The organism is Gordonia sp. 34D, assembly GCF_056682775.1.
The window spans coordinates 2,909,826-2,927,007 of sequence record NZ_CM155293.1; the positions used below are offsets into that span (position 1 = coordinate 2,909,826).

Here is a 17,182-nt window from a genome sequence, read left to right on the forward strand (position 1 = left end):
GATGACTTCGAAGAACGATCACCCGCACCGCGGCGGCCGCCGCGATGAGGAGGCGTCGACCGCTGGCGACGCCACCGAGCCAGTTTCAGGGTGGAATGCCGACGATGATGTTGAGGACGACGTTGAAGAGTGGGGCGTCGAACCGGAAGAGGCGTACTGGGATGACGCCGATTCTGACGAGGACGCCCCGGTAGCTGCCGCCCCCGTCGAGGAAGACGCAGAGGCCACGGCGCGGGTCTCGTCTCGGCCAGTTCGGTTGATGCTGAGCGCCATCCTCATCGGAGCAGTCGTTGCGGCCGGCGTAATGTTCGCGAACGGTAGCTTCCGCGACGTCGGCGACGTCGCGAACTCCGTGATCGGCGAAAACTTGGTCGAAACGGACTTCACCCGTTCGGCGGCAGGCGATTGCTTGACCTGGACTGTGAACCCCCAGGGCTCACCGACCAGCGTCAACTGCGCCGAACCACACCGCTTCGAGGTGGCGGGCGTACTTGATACCGCACGGTTCCCGACAGCGGAGTTTTCCGCGACCGCGCCGCGGCCGAGCACGGAACGATTCGCCGAGATCCGTGACGAGAACTGCCCGGTCATTGTCGACCGCTACCTGGGTGGCCTCCTCGATCCGGCAGGCCGGTTTGCTGTCGGTTTGATGTATCCGTTGCAGGCCGAATGGGACAGCGGTATCCGCGGCCTCCGGTGCGGCATTGAGGAGCGCGGCGCGGCCGGTTCGATGGAGGAGTTCAAGGGCCCTGTCGCCGATGTCGATCAGTCCTTCAACTGGCCCGATGGCACTTGCATCGGCATTAATCGCGCCGATCGGTCGGCCACCAGCGATGTCGTCAACTGTGCCGAACCGCACGCCTTCCAAGTGACGGGCACTGTCGACCTGTCCCAGCGCTTCGGTGGCAGCCGCTCCGGCAAGCCGTGGCCTAGCGCAAACGACCAGAACGAGTATCTGCGCGGAATCTGTCCGACGCAGACCAACAAGTTCTTTGGGGGTGCCCAGCAGTTCAAGGCGACCACCCTCAACGTCCAGTGGTCGGTGATTTCCGAGGTCAGTTGGATGACCGGTAGCCGTCGCGTGGCCTGCTACGCGGCGCTGCCGGACCGCGGCGGTTTCGCGACCTTGGTCGGCGACGCGCGTGGTGAGGCTCTGCTGATTAATGGTCGGGTGCCGATGCCGCCCAAGAACGACAATCCCGGTCGCGCCGTCGGCGAACCTGTTCCACTGCCGCCCGGCTACACCCCGAACGACGCGGAACTTCCCGCTCCGGCAGGCGGATAGTCGTGCCGATGCAACTGTCCGACAGGGATTTTGAGAATCTTGTCGGCGAGGCTCTCGACCTGTTGCCGCCCGAATTAATGGACGCGATGAGCAACGTGGTGATTCTGGTGCGCCCGCACAACGACGAAGATCCCAACATCCTCGGCCTGTACACGGGTGTGGCACTCACCGAGCGGACCACCGAGTACAGCGGCTTTCTGCCCGACACGATCGAGATTTACCGCGATCCGCTCATGCAGATGACGCACACGTACGAACACCTGCGCCGCGAAGTTGCCATCACGGTGCTGCACGAGGTCGGGCACCACTTCGGCATCAGCGACGACTGGCTTCACGAAAACGGCTGGGGATAGCTTCCCGGGGTTCTTGACGTGGAGCGGACTCCGAGATTTAGCGGTACCGCTTGAGCGACCGGGCGGGATCCGCGTGTCCGACGCCGCCACCGACCTGGCTCTCGATGCCGAGGCGATCGGGTACCGCTGCTCTCAGCCACCAGTAGGCTGACCATCACTTACGAGCGGGGGCGGACCTGTGACGATTGGACTATCGGCGGCGATCGCCGCGGCCCTCGCTTTTGGTACCGCATCGGTACTTCAGGCACGGGCAGCGGACACCGCGTCGACGGCACTCTCCGCGATGATCCAACCGCTGTTTCTCGCGGGGATGGCCCTTGACGGCCTCGGCTTTGTGACCAGCGCCGTTGCCGCCCGCACCCTGCCGCTGTTTCTGGCTCAACCGATCGTCAGCGCCAATCTGATCGTCACGGCCGTGCTCGCGGCAGTCGTGCTGAAAGTAGCTTTGAACAGGCGCGACATCATGGGTATTGCGGTGGTCATGGCGGCACTCGTGGTCTTGAGTCTCACCGCGGGACACGAGGGCCACGACGACCCCGGTGCCCCCTTGCACTGGGGTTTGCTGATTGTCGGCGCGGCACTGTTGACGATCGGCCTGGGCGTAACCACGGGCGCCAACCGGTGGAAGGCATTGATTGCCGGAATGGCCTCGGGGGTCCTGTTCGGGCTGATGGCGGTGAGCGTGCGCGTGGTTGACGGGATCTCGCCGTTCTCTCTGACGGCACTCGCCTCCGATCCAGCGGCCTGGGCAGTCCTGGTTTGCGGGCCCGGCGGCTTCTACCTGTTCACTGTCGCCTTGCAGGCAGGTAGCGTCGCGGCCGCAGCGGCGGCCCTCGCGGTTGGCGAAACAGTGGTCCCGGGAGTGATCGGAGCCGTCGTCCTCGGTGATTCGACGCAATCGGGATGGGCTCCGGTTACCGCCATTGCGTTCGTCGCCGCGATTGTCGGTGCTGTGACGGTCGCCATGTCGGACGGCGTCAAGGCCGCAGGTTAGTGTCATTCGGTCGGCCAATTGGCGCATCTCCCTCAGGCTTCTTGTAGATTTCGCCGGTAGCGTTATCGGAATGAACCGTCAGCGACCCGAGCCGCCGCACCAGCGGCGACCGCGCGATCAGCGCGCTCCTGAGTCGCCCACCCGGCGCGTCACTCCGCCGCAGGAGTCGCCGTATCAGCCACCGTTGGCCTGGTCGGCTGAGCCCGATCCGCGCTACCGTCCCACCCAGAGTCCTCCTCCCGCCCCAAATCCCCGTCCCGCCCCGAATCAAAGTCCCCGTCCCAGCCAGCAGCCGCGTGCCGCCGGTACCCGCCCGCCAGCACCCGGCTACGCCCCGCGCCAGGATCCCCAGCCGATCCCGGCGAGGCAACAATCGGCCACACCTGGCAATCGGCCCCCACCCGGGAATCGAACCCCGTCTGGCGATCGAACCCCGTCTCGCGATCGAACCTCGCCTGGCGGGCCGCCCCGGAAACCCGCCGTCGCCTCGCCGACCCGACATCGAAAGCAGCGGAAGCGCCGCAAGTTCCGAGTCGGCCGAATCCTGCTGGTCCTGCTGCTTCTGATCGTCGTCATCCCGGTCGGCTTACTCTTCTTCTACGACGGCAAGCTCCACCGGGTCGACGCGCTGTCGTCGTACGCCGGTCGAATCGGCGACACGCCTGGATCAAACTGGCTGATCGTCGGCACGGATTCGCGCGCTGGCCTCTCGACGCAACAGAAGGAGAACCTGGCGACGGGCGACGCCGACGGTGCCCGCACTGACACGATCATGATGGCGCACCTGCCGCTGTCCGGGAAGCCGATGCTGATCAGCATTCCCCGCGACCTCTACGTACCGATTCCCGGCATGGGGAGCCACAAGATCAACGCCGCCTTCAATAACGGTGGGCCCCAATTGCTCGTCCGGACCGTCGAGGAGTTCACCGGCGTCCACATTGATCACTACGTCGAGATTGGCTTCGGCGGTTTCGACCAGCTCGTCGACTCTGTCGGCGGCGTCGAAATGTGCTTGGATCAACCCCTCCGCGACCCGAAAGCCGGGCTCCGACTGCCCGCCGGATGCCAAACGCTGAATGGTCAGCAAGCTCTCGGCCTGGTCCGCACCCGTGCCTTCCCCAATGCCGACTTGGAACGCGTGGTGAATCAGCGCAAGTTCCTCGCCGCCCTGATGGCGAAGGCAACCAGCCCCTCGGTCCTGCTGAATCCGTTCAAGCTGATTCCGTTCGTGAACGCAGGTGCCGACGCGGTCACCGTCGACAATGGCGATCATCTGTGGGATCTCGCCTGGCTGGCGTTCAAAATCAGCGGCAACACGGTCACGACGACCGCACCGAGCGGCGGCGACCAGTACACCGATGACGGCGACTCGTTGATCCCGGACGACAAGACTTCCGCCTTCTTTGGTGCCATCGCCCGCGGCCAGACGGTCCCCGACGATCTCCTCAGCACCGGTACCGGCGCAGTATCCTGACGACTGACGAGTGGCAGTAGCGATACGCCTGGATGTCAGTGATCGTCGTCGTGGACGTTGACACCGCGGAGACCGCGCCACGTGATCGACAGTAGGAGGTCGGTGGCGCGTTCAAGATCGATGCCGCCGTCGGAGACGCGATCGGCCACAGCTTCGCCCGCACCAACCAGCGCCACAGCGGTCAGTTCGAAGTCGACGTCGCTGGCTCCCTCGGTGGTGGTGCCGCGGCGAATCAAGTCGGTGATCATCGCGGTTACACCGTTGCGGCTCTCGGTGACGATGTGTGCGAATGAGGCACTACCGACCGCCACCCGGTACAGGACGCGCCACGAGTCTGAGTTCTCGTAGACGTAGCGGAGGAACTCACGGACCAGCGTTCGTGCTTGGTCGCGCTGACGCATCGACAGGTCGAATCCGGAAGACACGGCCTCCATGAAACGGCCCGACTCACGCGCCACGCAGGCACTGAACAACTCGTCCTTCGACCCGTAGTACAGGTACAACATCGGCTTCGAGATCTTCGCCTCGGCGGCAATCGCATCCATCGAGGTGTCAGCGAAGCCGTTCGCCGAAAATGCAGTCACTGCGGCGTCCAGCATTTGCTGTTCGCGAACTGCACGCGGCAGTCGCTTTGTTCCGCTCGCCATGAGACCAACTTACCATCGAGTAAGAAGCTCAGGCGCAGTCGACGACGCCCTTCGCCTTCAAAATCCGCACCACCGAACGATCTACCCGCTTCTCGGACAGTCGACCCGTCGAAACTGCCTTCTCCAGCGAATCGAGAACCGACGTCACGCGGTCGGTCGTCAACCACAAACCGATGTCACTGCCCGCGATGATGGCTTTCAGCACGGCCTGCTCGATCGTGTACTTGTCGGTGATCGCCTGCATTCCCGACAGGTCGTCGGTGAACACGACACCGTTGAACGCGGGAGCGTTGTACTTCTTGCCGCTGCGCAGCATGCCGATCGCTGCCGGGCTAATGCTGGCTGGCGTCGACGGACCGGTGAGGCCCGGAACAATCAAATGCCCAACCATCACCCCCGCCGTGCCGGGATCTTTCAGCAGGTTCCGGAACGGAACCAGGTCGGTGTTCTGCATCTGCGCCAGCGGCGGCGTCGTCACGGCGCCGGTGTGCGAATCGCCCGAGCCGTGACCGTGTCCGGGGAAATGCTTGTAGACCGGCATGATCCCCGCGTCGGCCAAGCCTTGAGCGAAGGCACCCGCATAGGCGGTCACCGTGTCGGGATCACTTGAGAAGGAACGGTCGCCGATCACGGTGTCGTCGGGTTGGTCACTCACGTCGGCCGACGGCGCAAAGTCGACGGTGATGCCCAGGTCCGCCATCTTTTTTCCGGCTTCCTTAGCGAGTGCCCGAACTTGCTCGGGCGTGTTGTCCTTCGCCATTTGGCGGGCCGACGGCAGGTCGATTCCAAGAGACTTGAGGCGGCTCACCCGACCGCCCTCTTGGTCGACGGTCACCATCAGCGGAATCTTTTGGCTCTGCGACAGCTTCTTTGCCGAACCGTCCTTGAGGAAAGCCAGGTCCGTCCAACTGCCGACGAACACGCCACCGATGTGTTCGCGTTTCACCACCTGCTGCGCGTCGGCCGTATTTTGCACGCCGACCACCAGCAGTTGCGCCAACTTCTGGCGGAGAGTCAGCTCCTTCAACTGCTTGGCCCCGCACGCGGGGGGCACGGGCGCAACGCTGCTCGACGACGCTGCCGAGTTTGGCGCAGGAGTGCTGGCAGAGGCGGAAAGACTCGAGGAGGCGGCGTTATCAACCGGCGCATCCGAGCACGCCGCGGTCGCAAACAGTCCGACGGTGGCGACCAGCACCGCAACCGTGCGGCCAAGGCGCGGGAGGTTCGTTCCACGACGGCGGGAAGGGCGGCGATAGAACTCTGGTGAACGCAGACGCATTCCCCCAGTGTTTCATGCCCCTCGTCCCGCCGTATTCGTCAAAAGCGCATCGAGTGGCCGGAGACGGCGAGGATGGTAGTTTGGGGTCCATGCGTCAACGCCTGATATATGGAGCCGTCGCCGCGATTGCTGGCGTGGTCGTCGGGGTCGGCGCGGTGTTCCTCGGTGGGCAACTTGCCTCCGAGACCAAGCCGTCAACGGACGTCAACAGCTTTAACGCTGAGAATGGCTTCGTTCAAGGATCGGTCGACTACGGCTCCCGCGGCGGCACCGACTCCAACAACTGACGCCCGCTGTGACTAAACGCGGCGTGGCTGTGGTTGCCGCCGTCGCCCTGCTGATTTCCTTTCTGCAGCGTCCGGGCCAGATTTCGCCCGACACCAAACTCGACCTGACCACCGACCCCCGCGGCTTTCTAGCGCGGGCGGCGCACCTGTGGTCTCCGGATGCGCCCATGGGCCAGGTGCAGAATCAGGCGTACGGCTACTTCTTTCCACACGGGGCATTCTTTGCCGTCGGAGATCTGCTGCACCTCCCGCCGTGGATTGTCCAGCGTTTCTGGTGGGCACTACTGCTGACCATCGGTTTTGTCGGCATCGTCCGCCTGGCCGAAACCCTCCGCATTGGGTCGTTCACGTCTCGCCTCATCGCCGGATGGGTGTTTGTGTTGGCCCCGCGCGTGATGACGACGCTGGGCACCATCTCGTCGGAGACGCTGCCGATGATGCTGGCCCCCTGGGTCCTGATCCCGGTGATCCGCGCCCTCGACACGACGCCCGATGCCGATCGCGGACCGCTGTGGCGCGACGCCGCCCGCTCTGCCTGCGCTGTCGCACTCATGGGTGCGGTAAATGCCGTCGCCACCGGGGCCGCCGTGCTGGTGGCGGTGATTTGGTGGTTGCTCGCGACCCTCGGACGCGACCGTGACCGCCTCCGTCGAGGACTCACCTTCGGTTGTTGGTGGGCTCTCGCCCTCGCTGCGGCCTGCCTGTGGTGGATTGCCGCGCTCCTCATCCTGTCGCGGGTGTCGCCACCGTTCCTGGACTACATCGAGTCCGCGAGTGTCACCACCGAGTGGACCTCGCTGACCGAAGTGCTGCGCGGAACTGACTCGTGGACACCGTTCGTCTCGCCGGAGCGCGCCGTGGGCGCGGTCCTGGTGTCCGAACCGGCCGCGGTGATCGCGACCGCCATCGTCGCCGCGGCCGGACTCGCCGGCCTGACCATGCGGGCCATGCCTTTTCGGCGACGACTGCTGGCCATCCTGACCGTTGGCTTGCTGGCATTGTGCCTGGGCTATCCCGGTGCGCTGGGGTCCCCGATCCGCGAGACCGTCATTGCATTTCTCGACGGCCCCGGCGCGGCCCTGCGCAATATTCACAAGTTCGATCCCCTCCTACGACTGCCGCTGGCTCTGGGTGTCGCGCATCTTCTCGGGAAAGTTCGCGTGCGGGCCCCGAGTTCGCTTCCCGGCCGCGAACGCGGGTTAGCAGCGGCGATGGTCGTAGTGATCGCGGCGTTTGGCGCCGGTTCCCTGCTGTGGACGGGAGGCCTGGCACCGGCAAAGAGTTTCGCTGGCATCCCCGGCTACTGGCAGCAGACCGCCGACTGGCTGAAGGCTCAGGAGCAAGACTCGCCGACGCCGCGCCGAGCGCTGGTGGTGCCGGGTGCCCCCTTCGCCGATCAACTGTGGGGCCTCACACGCGACGAACCGCTACAGCCTCTGGCTCAGACACCCTGGGCCGTGCGCGATGCGATTCCACTGGTCCCCCCGGGCGCGATTCGGGCCATGGATGCCGTGCAGCGGGCCGTGAACTCCGGTCGCGGGTCGCCGGGATTGGCCGCGACCCTCGCCGGGCAAGGCATCGGGTACCTCGTGCTGCGTGCCGACTTGGATCCGAATACGTCCCGCTCGGCACGACCGTTGACCGTCGCGCAGGCAATCGAAAACTCACCGGGACTGTCGCAGGCCGTCACGTTTGGCCCGCTCGTGGCACCGGCAACGATTGATGGGATCGTCGTCGACGACGGCCTGCGGCCCCGCATGCCAGCGGTCACCGTCTATCGCGTCAACGCCACCAGCGACCAAGGATCTGCGGTCGGCGGTCCCGGCTTGGTCGACGCGACGACCATGCCGCGCATCAGTGGCGGTCCCGAAAGCGTACTGGCGGTGCAGGATTCGCGAAGTCGGGCGGGTCTGCCCGCATTGGGTCCGGCTCTTCTCACCGGCGACGCCAAACGCGCCGGTCTCAGCACCAACAACATCGTCGTGACTGATACCCCCGTCGACCGCGAGACCGACTTTGGTCGGGTCGACGACCATTCGTCGGCGATCCGGTCGCCCGCCGATCCGCGGCTGACGAAAAATGCCGCACCCGACTATGCGGTCGGCAACCAGCAACTGGTGCAGGGCCAGTGGCTCCTGGATGGCCACAGCGACCAAGTACGAGTGGGCAGTTCCGGATCGGCGGCCGACGCGACACAGCCGGGCCGGACGTCGCCGGCGAATTCCACCGCCGCCGCCTTCGACGGCGACCCCGCTACCGCGTGGATTTCCCGCGGTTTGGAGTCTGCGGTGGGGCAGTGGATGTCGATCGACCTCACGCAACCCCGCAGCAACCTCGCAGTCACCGTCACCACAGCAAAAGCTCTTGGTCCCGACGTCACCAGCTTGCTCCTGACGACCAACAACGGCAGCACCGTGGCACAAGGAATTACACCGGGCGAACCGGTGCGCATCCTGGCACCGCCCGGCCAGACATCGCACCTCGAGATCCGCGCCATCGACACCGAGAACGGTTCGGCGGGCAACCAATTCGCCATCTCTTCGCTGGCTCTCGCGGACGCGAATACTGATGTGCCACTAACCATTCGGCATCGCACGGTATTGCCGACCCGCGATGCCTCCGACCGCGTGAGCGAATGGGTGTTGGGGCCCGAGTTCGGCGCGCGCAGCGACTGTGTGACCGCCGCGGACCGGTCACCGTCGGGCGGCCGAGTCCGCTGCTCCCCCGCGCTCGGCTTGAGTTCGGAAACCCCCGGCATCTTCGGCCGAGTCCTGTCGGTTCCGACAGGTACCGAAGCGACACCGGAAGTGACCCTGAGGCCCCGCCCGGGCGGCGAACTGTCGGATTTGCTGCGCCAACCGGGCACTATCACCGCCGAGGGCCCCTCGGCCGTGGCCGATCCGCTCGGCAATGCTTCGGCCGCCGTCGACGGTGACCAGAACACCTCGTGGACAGCACCGGAAAGCACCGGCAAAAAGTCCCCTAAACCTCAACTGACCTTGCACCTCCCGGCGGTCCGCGAGGTCTCCGGGGTGCGCCTGCACACCGCACCCGACTACCCGGCAAAGCCGACCACGGTGACCGTCGAACTGCGCGACGGCGATCGGACGGTCAGCAAGCAGCAGGCAAAGGTCAGTGCCGACGGCACCGTTAGGGTCGCTACCGCCCGCGCCGACTCCATCGTCATCACGGTCAACAATCGCAGCGATCTGATCAACGTCAACGACCTGGGTTTCGCGACCGACGCACCCGCCGGAATCAGCGAGGTACAGGTACTGCCGCTAGGGCCGGAACCGGTATTCGACGACAATCGGCCGATCGAGATCCGGTGCGATGCGGACCCTTTCGGCCCGTACGGGCTGGGAGCCACCGTCTCCGGGCAGGTCGTTCGCCTGCAGGTCAGCACCACCGCCGGTGCCCTCCGCCGTGGCGAACCAGTGTCGGCAACCCCGTGTCCCGGGCCAGCCCTGGTGTTGGCCGCTGGCGAGCAGGAGTTGTCGGTGAATCCGGGAAAGGCGTTTTCGGTCGACGCCGTCACCCTGCGTACCCCCGACAGCTTGCGCACTCCCGACAGCTTGCACACTCCCAACGAGCCGACCCCGACCTCGGTGACTCGGCCGCAAGTGGAACGGTGGGACGCCACCGATCGAGCCGTCCGCATCGACCCCGCAACAACTGAGCGGGTGCTGTTTGTCCCCGAAAGCACCAACCCGGGCTGGCATGCACGCGTTGGGGACCGGGAGTTGACGCCGATCGTGGTCGACGGATGGCAGCAGGGGTGGCTGGTACCCGCGGGCGTCGCGGGCACCGTGGCCCTGACCTTCGATTTCGATTCCCCGTATCGGTGGGCGATGGGGGTGGGTCTGGCACTGATGGCCCTGCTGTTCGTCGTCGCGTTCTGGCCTCGCCGCGGCGTCGCCGGGCCGGCTGAACTGGTGGCCGCGCGGCCCGGCTCGCCCTATCTGCCAGCGCTCGCCTTCCTCGCGGCCGCATCGCTCCTGACCGGGTGGCCCGGTCTACTGATCGCGGGCATCGCCGGTGTCGTGGCCTGGCGAATCCCCCCTCACGCACGACCGCCGCTGGTGTTTGCGTCGCTGCTCACCGCGGCGGTCGTGCTGGCGACCGGTCCGTGGCATTCCGGTGCACCGTATGCCGGTTACAGCGGGTGGGCTCAGGCGTTCGCGCTCGTCGCGGTGGCGGTGGCGGTCTGGTCGGGGATCTTGCCCTCCGACCGCTTGAGTGCCGCGCGCAGTGGCTCTTCAACGAAGGCATAGCTCGCGGCCGACACTGCAACCGTCAAGACCACCGTCAGCAGCCAGACCTGCCAAAAGTGTCCGCTGAACATCGGGATCCCGAACAGTCCGAACACGACCGACAGGACGGCGAGATGCCAAATGAAAATCCCGTACGACCACCGCCCCAACGCGTTCATCGGCCGGGAGTCGAGAAAACGGAAACGCGCGCGCTCATCGGTGACCGGTGCCAACACCAGCGGTGCCAGCACCGCAGCGGATGCGATTGCCCCGAGCAGCATCTTCACGAGGTAGGTCATATGCGTCATGTCACCGAGTCCGACAGGCCCGGCAATCGGGGTGCATGCGAGGGCGTAGGCGGCTACGAACACCGCGAACATCAATGGTCGGTTTGCCGCGATTCGGACCGCCTGCGATCCGGTGCTGATCGCACCGGCCGACAACGCAGCCATTACCTCCGCCAACACGAGCCCCACCGCGAACCACGACAGGTAGCCGGGCACCCAGTTGCGCGCCTCGACGCCCGCAGGCAACACCATCAGGCGAGTGACCCACGTCCATCCGAGGCTCACGACGGCAACGGCGATGATGATCGGGATCCGACGATGCGCTCGCGCCCCGCAGACTTTCCGGAGTGCAAGCCCAATAAGCGGCAGCAACAGATAGAACGCCACCTCCACCGACAGGCTCCACATTTGGGTGAGCCCGGGGGCCAGGGTGAGCGGGACAAAAACTTGGGTCAACGTCAGGTTTGCCAGCCACACGGTCGCCGACGCTCCCCGCGCTTGCGGCAGCAACAGCAGGACCACCACCACGACCAGCGCATAGGCCGGCCAAATGCGGACGAAACGGTGCCGCAGGTAGCGGCGCACATTCGGCGGCTGGGCATCGGCGCGAGTACGGTCACCGCGAGCCGCGGACGCGTATGGCCGCCAGAGAAGGAAACCGCTCAACGCGAAGAATAGTGCGACGGCCAAGTCGAGGCGGCCGAGTACTTCGCCGACTACCGGCCAGGTGGTGGCTGCGGTCTGGAACGCGACATGGGTGGTCAGAACCCCGAGCGAGGCGACCGCGCGCAGCCCTTCGAGCTGCGGATAGAACCGTCTAGCCGGAGGCGGCGGCACGGGAGAGCGCTGCGAGTCAGTCATGTCCTGCCCCAGGGTAATGGGCTACTAGTGTTGCTTCCATGACCGATGCGCCCGGTGAAAGTCCCCGATTCTCGACGCGGGACCTAATCGTGCCCACTTTGTTCTTCCTCGGTGCGCTGCTCTTGGCGGCAGCATTCGCGATGGGGCCGATCGTCGGGTCGGGTCTCAAGAAGCTGCCGTTGACGATCGATCGCACGTGGGTGGCCGACGGTTCCGACGGCACGCTGGTCTTAGACCGCTGTTCCCTTGAGCGACCCACGGCGCAGGTCCTGGAAGCCGACGTGCAGCAGCGGCAACGCAGCGTGGCCGTGCGACCGGCCGACTCGAACGTGGTGACGGTGCAGGCGGGCACAGCCCTCGGCGTCGACACCTATGTGCTGGGCGGGAAGTCCGTGGACGCTAAAGACGTTTGTGCCGAGCCGACCCTGGTGGCAACCATCGACCGCGTCACGCTTGGCCGCCAGTCCGCCTCGCCGACCGGTCAATCGAGCATCCAGTACGACGACAAGCGCGCGGCCGTCGACGTCCCTAACCGGACGGGCCGCACGTACGTGTTGCCGTACGGATGGGCCGCACCCGGCGACTACTTCGATGTGCCGACTCGGACCACCGTCCCCCTCCACGACCTGGGTGGTATGTCGATCGACGGCCGGGACGTTCGACGACTGCAGGCGCAGGTCCCCGAGACCGATCTCGGGTCGGCGGGTACCGATCCGCGCGGGGTGATTCGGCGCCCGGCGTCGTGGTTCGGGCAGTTTCCCGGTGTCGCCCCGAACACCGAGTTGACGGCAGTCCTGCATTATCAGTCCACCAGGGACCTCTACGTCGACGAGCGGACCGGCGTCGTTATCGATCAGCGCGTCGACATCACCGAGAGCTACCGGTTCACCGCTGACGAGGTCGCCAAGTATCCGGCGCTGCGCGACTTCGCGCTGACTAATCTGCGGACGGTATTGACCGGGGATCGACAAAGTCGGATCGACGGTGCCAACGAGGCCCGCGATCGGGCCCGCCCGGTTTTGCTCGCGACGCGCGTCCTGCCTGTCGCTAGCGGGACGCTTGGGGTGCTTCTGCTGCTTTGCGGTCTGGTGCTCGTTGTCCGGTCCAGCCGAAAATCCGCACACCGAACAGCCCCGTAGCGACGACGGCGCACGCCGCCGACACGGCAGCAACCGCTGCCAACTCGACCACCGTGTTGACGACGGTCACGATGATGATGACCTCGCCGATGAGAATGACAAGGGCGGGCAACGCACCGCGTGCCCGATTCTGTGCGATTGCCGCCAAGAGCATCACCTGTAGAACTGCCAGCAGCGCCCCGGCCAGCGCGAAGAGCCACATTAGCCCGGCGACCGGTCGGTAGTCGTTCGAGATCACGATGGGAACCAGCGGACCGGCGATCCCGGCAACCAGCGTGGTGGCCGCACCGATCGCCGCCAGCACGCCAATCGCCTTCCGCAAGGCATTCGACGACGCTGTCGGATCGGCCAGTCGCGGATACACCACCACCCCCACGGCTTGCGGCAGCCAGAACGCCGCCTTCGTCGCGACCGCACCGAGCGCGTAAACCCCCGCTTCCTCGTGCGACAGCACCGACCGCGACAGCAGCAGGTCTACCGACACCGCGACGATCATCACGAACTGCACACCCGAAGCGGCGAGGACGTCGAGCAATGACACGGCGGGTCGCCCATGTCCGAAGCCCGCTCCGCTGCGTTGCTCTGCCGCAGTGACGCCCCCGACCACCGCGGCGACGACAACCGCGGCGACCATCGTGCCTGCCGTCCCGGCGACGAGCGCGCCCGTCGCATCGGCTCCGGCGTACACGGCCGCAACCACCGGCATCGACCGCAAGACGCCGACCCCGGCAAGGACTCCGCCGAGCAGGCCGAAGCGGCCGAAACCCTGCAGAAATCCTTGCCCTCCAGCGATCACCGCGAGCGGTGCCGCACTCGCGAGCGCCGCGACCGTCGACGCGGTTCCGGTGTGCGCGATCTCGCGCATCGCGGCCACGCCGAGCACCGATAGCCCGGCAACCGCCAGGAAGACCATCCCGATAAGCCGCCAGAGTCGTCGACGATCGGTGCCGCGAACCACTTCGCGCGCCACCACTGACTGCAAGGCCAACGCGGGTACTGACGCAATCAGCATGGCCGCGTTGAGCACTGAGAATTCGCCGAACCCGTCGGGCCCGAGGACCCGACTCGCCGGGACTTGCACGGCATAGGCGAGCAGGTTCGCGAGAAGTGTGCCAACGGTGACCCAGCCGAGGGAGCGCACAAGGCCACCCATTCGACCCGCGGATGCGGGGGGTGCGGCAACAGGCTCGACCATGCTGACCAGTGTGCCTGCCGCACTCGCGATAGACTGCATCGGCAGCATCCCCACCGGATTTGAGACGAGCGCTAACAGTCGATGTACGACACAGATTCCTTCACTGAGACCGACCCATCTGTCGTCGGTTCCCGCATCGACCCCGTTCTGGCCCGCAGCTGGCTGTTGGTCAACGGCGCTCAATATGAGCGTTTCGAGACCGCTTCGCGGTCGCGGGCCGACATCGTCATTCTTGATATCGAGGATGCCGTCGCCCCCAAGGACAAAGACGCCGCCCGCGACAATGTGGTCCGCTGGCTGGCCGACGGCCACTCGGACTGGGTCCGCATCAATGGCTTTGGCACGCCGTGGTGGGCCGCCGACCTCGCCGCTCTGGCGGGCACGTCCATCGGTGGCATCATGCTGGCGATGGTCGAATCCGTTGACCACGTGACCGAGACCGCGCAGCGGGTCCCGGGCGTGCCGATCGTCGCTCTCGTCGAAACCGCCCGCGGCCTCGAGCGCATCGCCGAGATCGCCTCCGCAAAGGGCTGCTTCCGATTGGCATTCGGTATCGGTGACTTCCGACGCGACACCGGCTTCGGTGATCAGCCAGCCACCCTCGCCTACGCCCGCGCCCGCTTCACCATCGCCGCGAAAGCCGCGAACCTACCGTCGGCGATCGACGGTCCGACCGTCGGTTCCAGCGCGTTGAAGCTGTCGGAGGCGACCGCTGTTAGCGCCGAGTACGGGATGACCGGCAAGATCTGCCTGACCCCCGACCAGTGCGCCGCCGTGAACGAGGGCTTGTCGCCGTCGCAGGACGAGATCAAGTGGGCGCGGGAATTTTTCGCCGAATTCGAGGCCGATGGCGGCGAGATCCGCAATGGCTCTGACCTGCCTCGTATTGCCCGTGGCACCAAGATCTTGGAACTGGCTCGCGCCTACAAGATCGTCCCGAGCGACTACGGGATCAACGACCACATGCCTGCTCCCACCGACACCTACCACTACTAGCTCGGTTGTCGCGGTGCTGTACGCGTTCAGTGCGCTGCTCACCGCCCTGATCTGCGGCCCCATTTTTGGGAAGTACCTGCTGTACCGCGACGCGGTGGCGACGCCGCAATTCCCGATGACGGCCAGTGCCTTGGGGATCGACGGGAGCGCACCGAGGGCGGTCCCGCAAGACACCGCACTGGCGTTGGCTTCACGCCTGGTCGACGGCGGCTGGCTGGTTGCCGGGTTCACGGCGCTCGCACTGTTCGCCGCCGGTGTCGGGTACGGGAAACTCGCCGCGCAGCTGATTCCGGTAACCGGGCGGGCCGGAACCGTCGCTGCCGCGGCCGTGGCCATCTGGAATCCCTTCGTCGCCGAACGACTGCTGCAGGGCCATTGGAGTTTGCTCGCTGGCTACGCCGCCCTGGGATGGACCGTGCTCGCGGTGCTGTCACTGCATCGCGAGCCATCGTGGCGACGATGGGCGATGCTCGCCGGAGCATTCGCCGCTGGCGGGTTGACCCCGACGGGCTCAATTCTGGTGCTGCTGGTGGCGGTCGTGACCGCGGTCGCGGCCCGACTGCCCGGCCGAATGCTGACGGGGTTGGTCGGCTGTTGGGTTGTCACCGCTTCCCCGTGGCTGGTTGGCGCGGTCGTCTCGTCGAATGTGGGCTGGTCGGGTGGTGCCACTGCCTTTGCCCTGCGCGCCGAGCCGTGGTTGGGGACCTTCGGTACGGCGCTTGGACTCGGCGGAATCTGGAATGCCGATGCCGTACCGGCCAGTCGGACCGGGCCATGGGCGCTGGTCGCGACAGTCATGCTGGTAAGCGTCGTCGCCCTGGGTACGTGGTCCATGGTTCGCCTACGACTGGATTCTGCGCGCACGGTCGGGGCCCTCGGGATGTTAGCCGCGGTGGTCGTGCTGGTGGTGGTGCTGGCCGCGACGTCGCCGGGGATTGCGCTCATGGACATGCTGCTTGCCCACGTGCCCGGCGCCGGACTCGTGCGCGACACCCACAAGTATCTGGCCCTCGCGGTCCCGTTCGTGTCTCTTGCCGCCGCGGCAGCGGTGGCCGCCCTCCGCCGACTGATTCCCGCTGGCTTTGCGGTCGCCGCGATGTTGGCGCTGGTTGTGGCACCGCTACCCGACCTCGCGTGGGGCGTCGGCGGCAACATCAAGCCCGTCGCCTACCCCGCCGACTACGGCCGCGTCACCGGCCTCATCGGGGCAAACGCGGACGGTCGTAGCGGGGCCGTCGCACTGTGGCCCGCCGACAATGTGCGACGACTGTCGTGGGTGGGGGGCCAGTCGCTGTCGCCGCTGCCGCGGATGCTCGACGCCCCCGTCGTCGTCTCCGGTGAGTTGTTCGTCGATGGCGAACCGGTGGACTCCCCGACCGGCAGAACGTTCGAGGTGGTTGAAACTCTTCGCGATGGGGGCGACACCCGGGAACTCGCCCACCTCGGCATCGGTTGGGTCGTCGTCGAAGAGTCCACCCCACCCGCCGACCTTGCTGCGGTCGAGCCCGTCTATCGGGGCCAACACCTGACCCTGTACCGGATCGACAGCGCCGAACCGCCGCCCACGCCGGGGATGCCAGCGTGGACGGCGGCGATCATCGCGTTCGCGCTGTGGGTCAGCTCGCTGCTCGCGGCGCTGATTGCGCTGCTGCTGCCTGCGGCAACAGCCCGCGTGCGGCCATTTCTTCGGTGAGGATTGGGACCCCGATATTGCAGGAGTGGATGCCGACCGTGGTTGCCAGTTTGAGCACTTCGAGGACTTCCTCGGGCGTGACGCCCATATCGAGTGCGGCTTGGATATGCCGCCGAGTTCCTGGCGCATACATGTGCGTGGCTGAGGCGTCGACGGCGATACAAAGCATCTGAACCACCTTGGGATCGATGATGCCGCTTTGGAAGGTCGCCATCGCCATCGCCATGTACTGCTCGGTCCAGTCCGGATCCATCTCGTACAGACCATCCCAGAGGTGGTTCCAGCCGCCTCCCGATTTCATCGCGTCTACTACGGGATGCTCGGTGGCGGGTTGCTGGGTGGGTTGCTCGGTGGCGGGATGGCCTGCAGCCTGGCGTACTTCGGTAATGGTCATCGACGATCTCCTCTGAGTTCCGTGCATCGCCACGTCCGCGATTGC

General features: G+C 66.1%; 14 protein-coding genes. 9 read left to right on the forward strand and 5 right to left on the reverse strand.

The window, feature by feature from the left end; all coding sequences use genetic code 11:
• Nucleotide 1 precedes the first annotated feature (1 nt).
• The 4 genes from AC1L34_RS13545 to AC1L34_RS13560 all read left to right on the forward strand — a co-directional run bounded on the left by AC1L34_RS13545 (nucleotide 2) and on the right by AC1L34_RS13560 (nucleotide 4,106).
• Nucleotides 2–1,285: a septum formation family protein gene (locus tag AC1L34_RS13545; RefSeq protein ID WP_424321950.1), complete on the forward strand. Its 1,284-nt coding sequence runs from the start codon at nucleotides 2–4 to the stop codon at nucleotides 1,283–1,285.
• A gap of 8 nt (nucleotides 1,286–1,293) precedes the next feature.
• The gene (locus tag AC1L34_RS13550; RefSeq protein WP_424293391.1) at nucleotides 1,294–1,638 is read left to right on the forward strand and encodes a metallopeptidase family protein; all 345 of its coding nucleotides are present in this window, start codon (nucleotides 1,294–1,296) and stop codon (nucleotides 1,636–1,638) included.
• A 178-nt stretch (nucleotides 1,639–1,816) separates the two neighbouring features.
• A complete protein-coding gene (locus AC1L34_RS13555) occupies nucleotides 1,817–2,632 on the forward strand; it encodes a DMT family protein (protein ID WP_424293390.1) in 816 nt (271 codons plus the stop codon).
• Between the two features lie 70 nt (nucleotides 2,633–2,702).
• On the forward strand, nucleotides 2,703–4,106 hold the full coding sequence (locus AC1L34_RS13560; RefSeq protein ID WP_424321951.1) for an LCP family protein: 1,404 nt from the start codon (nucleotides 2,703–2,705) through the stop codon (nucleotides 4,104–4,106).
• A 35-nt stretch (nucleotides 4,107–4,141) separates the two neighbouring features.
• Here AC1L34_RS13560 and AC1L34_RS13565 read toward each other — a convergent pair whose 3' ends face one another.
• On the reverse strand, nucleotides 4,142–4,753 hold the full coding sequence (locus AC1L34_RS13565; protein WP_424296771.1) for a TetR/AcrR family transcriptional regulator: 612 nt from the start codon (nucleotides 4,751–4,753) through the stop codon (nucleotides 4,142–4,144).
• Between the two features lie 28 nt (nucleotides 4,754–4,781).
• The gene (locus tag AC1L34_RS13570) at nucleotides 4,782–6,032 is read right to left on the reverse strand and encodes a glycoside hydrolase family 3 N-terminal domain-containing protein (protein ID WP_424321952.1); all 1,251 of its coding nucleotides are present in this window, start codon (nucleotides 6,030–6,032) and stop codon (nucleotides 4,782–4,784) included.
• A gap of 89 nt (nucleotides 6,033–6,121) precedes the next feature.
• Between AC1L34_RS13570 and AC1L34_RS13575 the strand changes: the two genes are divergently transcribed.
• On the forward strand, nucleotides 6,122–6,319 hold the full coding sequence (locus AC1L34_RS13575) for a DUF2613 family protein (protein WP_424296775.1): 198 nt from the start codon (nucleotides 6,122–6,124) through the stop codon (nucleotides 6,317–6,319).
• Between the two features lie 23 nt (nucleotides 6,320–6,342).
• Complete coding sequence (locus AC1L34_RS13580) at nucleotides 6,343–10,593, forward strand: alpha-(1->3)-arabinofuranosyltransferase domain-containing protein (RefSeq protein WP_424321953.1); 4,251 nt, start codon at nucleotides 6,343–6,345, stop codon at nucleotides 10,591–10,593.
• On the opposite strand, the gene AC1L34_RS13585 is transcribed toward AC1L34_RS13580, so the two are convergent.
• Nucleotides 10,491–11,720: an acyltransferase family protein gene (locus tag AC1L34_RS13585; protein ID WP_424321954.1), complete on the reverse strand. Its 1,230-nt coding sequence runs from the start codon at nucleotides 11,718–11,720 to the stop codon at nucleotides 10,491–10,493. The two genes, AC1L34_RS13580 and AC1L34_RS13585, sit on opposite strands and share 103 nt — an antisense overlap.
• Before the next feature lie 38 nt (nucleotides 11,721–11,758).
• Here AC1L34_RS13585 and AC1L34_RS13590 point away from each other — a divergent pair, with 38 nt between their 5' ends.
• Nucleotides 11,759–12,859 carry a porin PorA family protein gene (locus AC1L34_RS13590; RefSeq protein ID WP_424295530.1) on the forward strand — a complete coding sequence of 367 codons (1,101 nt, stop codon included), beginning with the start codon at nucleotides 11,759–11,761 and terminating at the stop codon, nucleotides 12,857–12,859.
• Here the strand turns inward: AC1L34_RS13590 and AC1L34_RS13595 are convergent.
• A complete protein-coding gene (locus AC1L34_RS13595) occupies nucleotides 12,768–14,054 on the reverse strand; it encodes a polysaccharide biosynthesis protein (RefSeq protein ID WP_424295531.1) in 1,287 nt (428 codons plus the stop codon). The two genes, AC1L34_RS13590 and AC1L34_RS13595, sit on opposite strands and share 92 nt — an antisense overlap.
• An 81-nt stretch (nucleotides 14,055–14,135) precedes the next feature.
• Here AC1L34_RS13595 and AC1L34_RS13600 point away from each other — a divergent pair, with 81 nt between their 5' ends.
• Entirely contained in the window at nucleotides 14,136–15,050 is a 915-nt protein-coding gene (locus AC1L34_RS13600; protein ID WP_424295533.1) for an HpcH/HpaI aldolase/citrate lyase family protein, read from the forward strand.
• 13 nt (nucleotides 15,051–15,063) lie between these two features.
• A complete protein-coding gene (locus AC1L34_RS13605) occupies nucleotides 15,064–16,743 on the forward strand; it encodes an MmpA family trehalose lipid delivery protein (RefSeq protein ID WP_424295535.1) in 1,680 nt (559 codons plus the stop codon).
• Here AC1L34_RS13605 and AC1L34_RS13610 read toward each other — a convergent pair.
• On the reverse strand, nucleotides 16,667–17,044 hold the full coding sequence (locus AC1L34_RS13610; protein ID WP_424295539.1) for a carboxymuconolactone decarboxylase family protein: 378 nt from the start codon (nucleotides 17,042–17,044) through the stop codon (nucleotides 16,667–16,669). The two genes, AC1L34_RS13605 and AC1L34_RS13610, sit on opposite strands and share 77 nt — an antisense overlap.
• Between the last annotated feature and the right edge of the window lie 138 nt (nucleotides 17,045–17,182).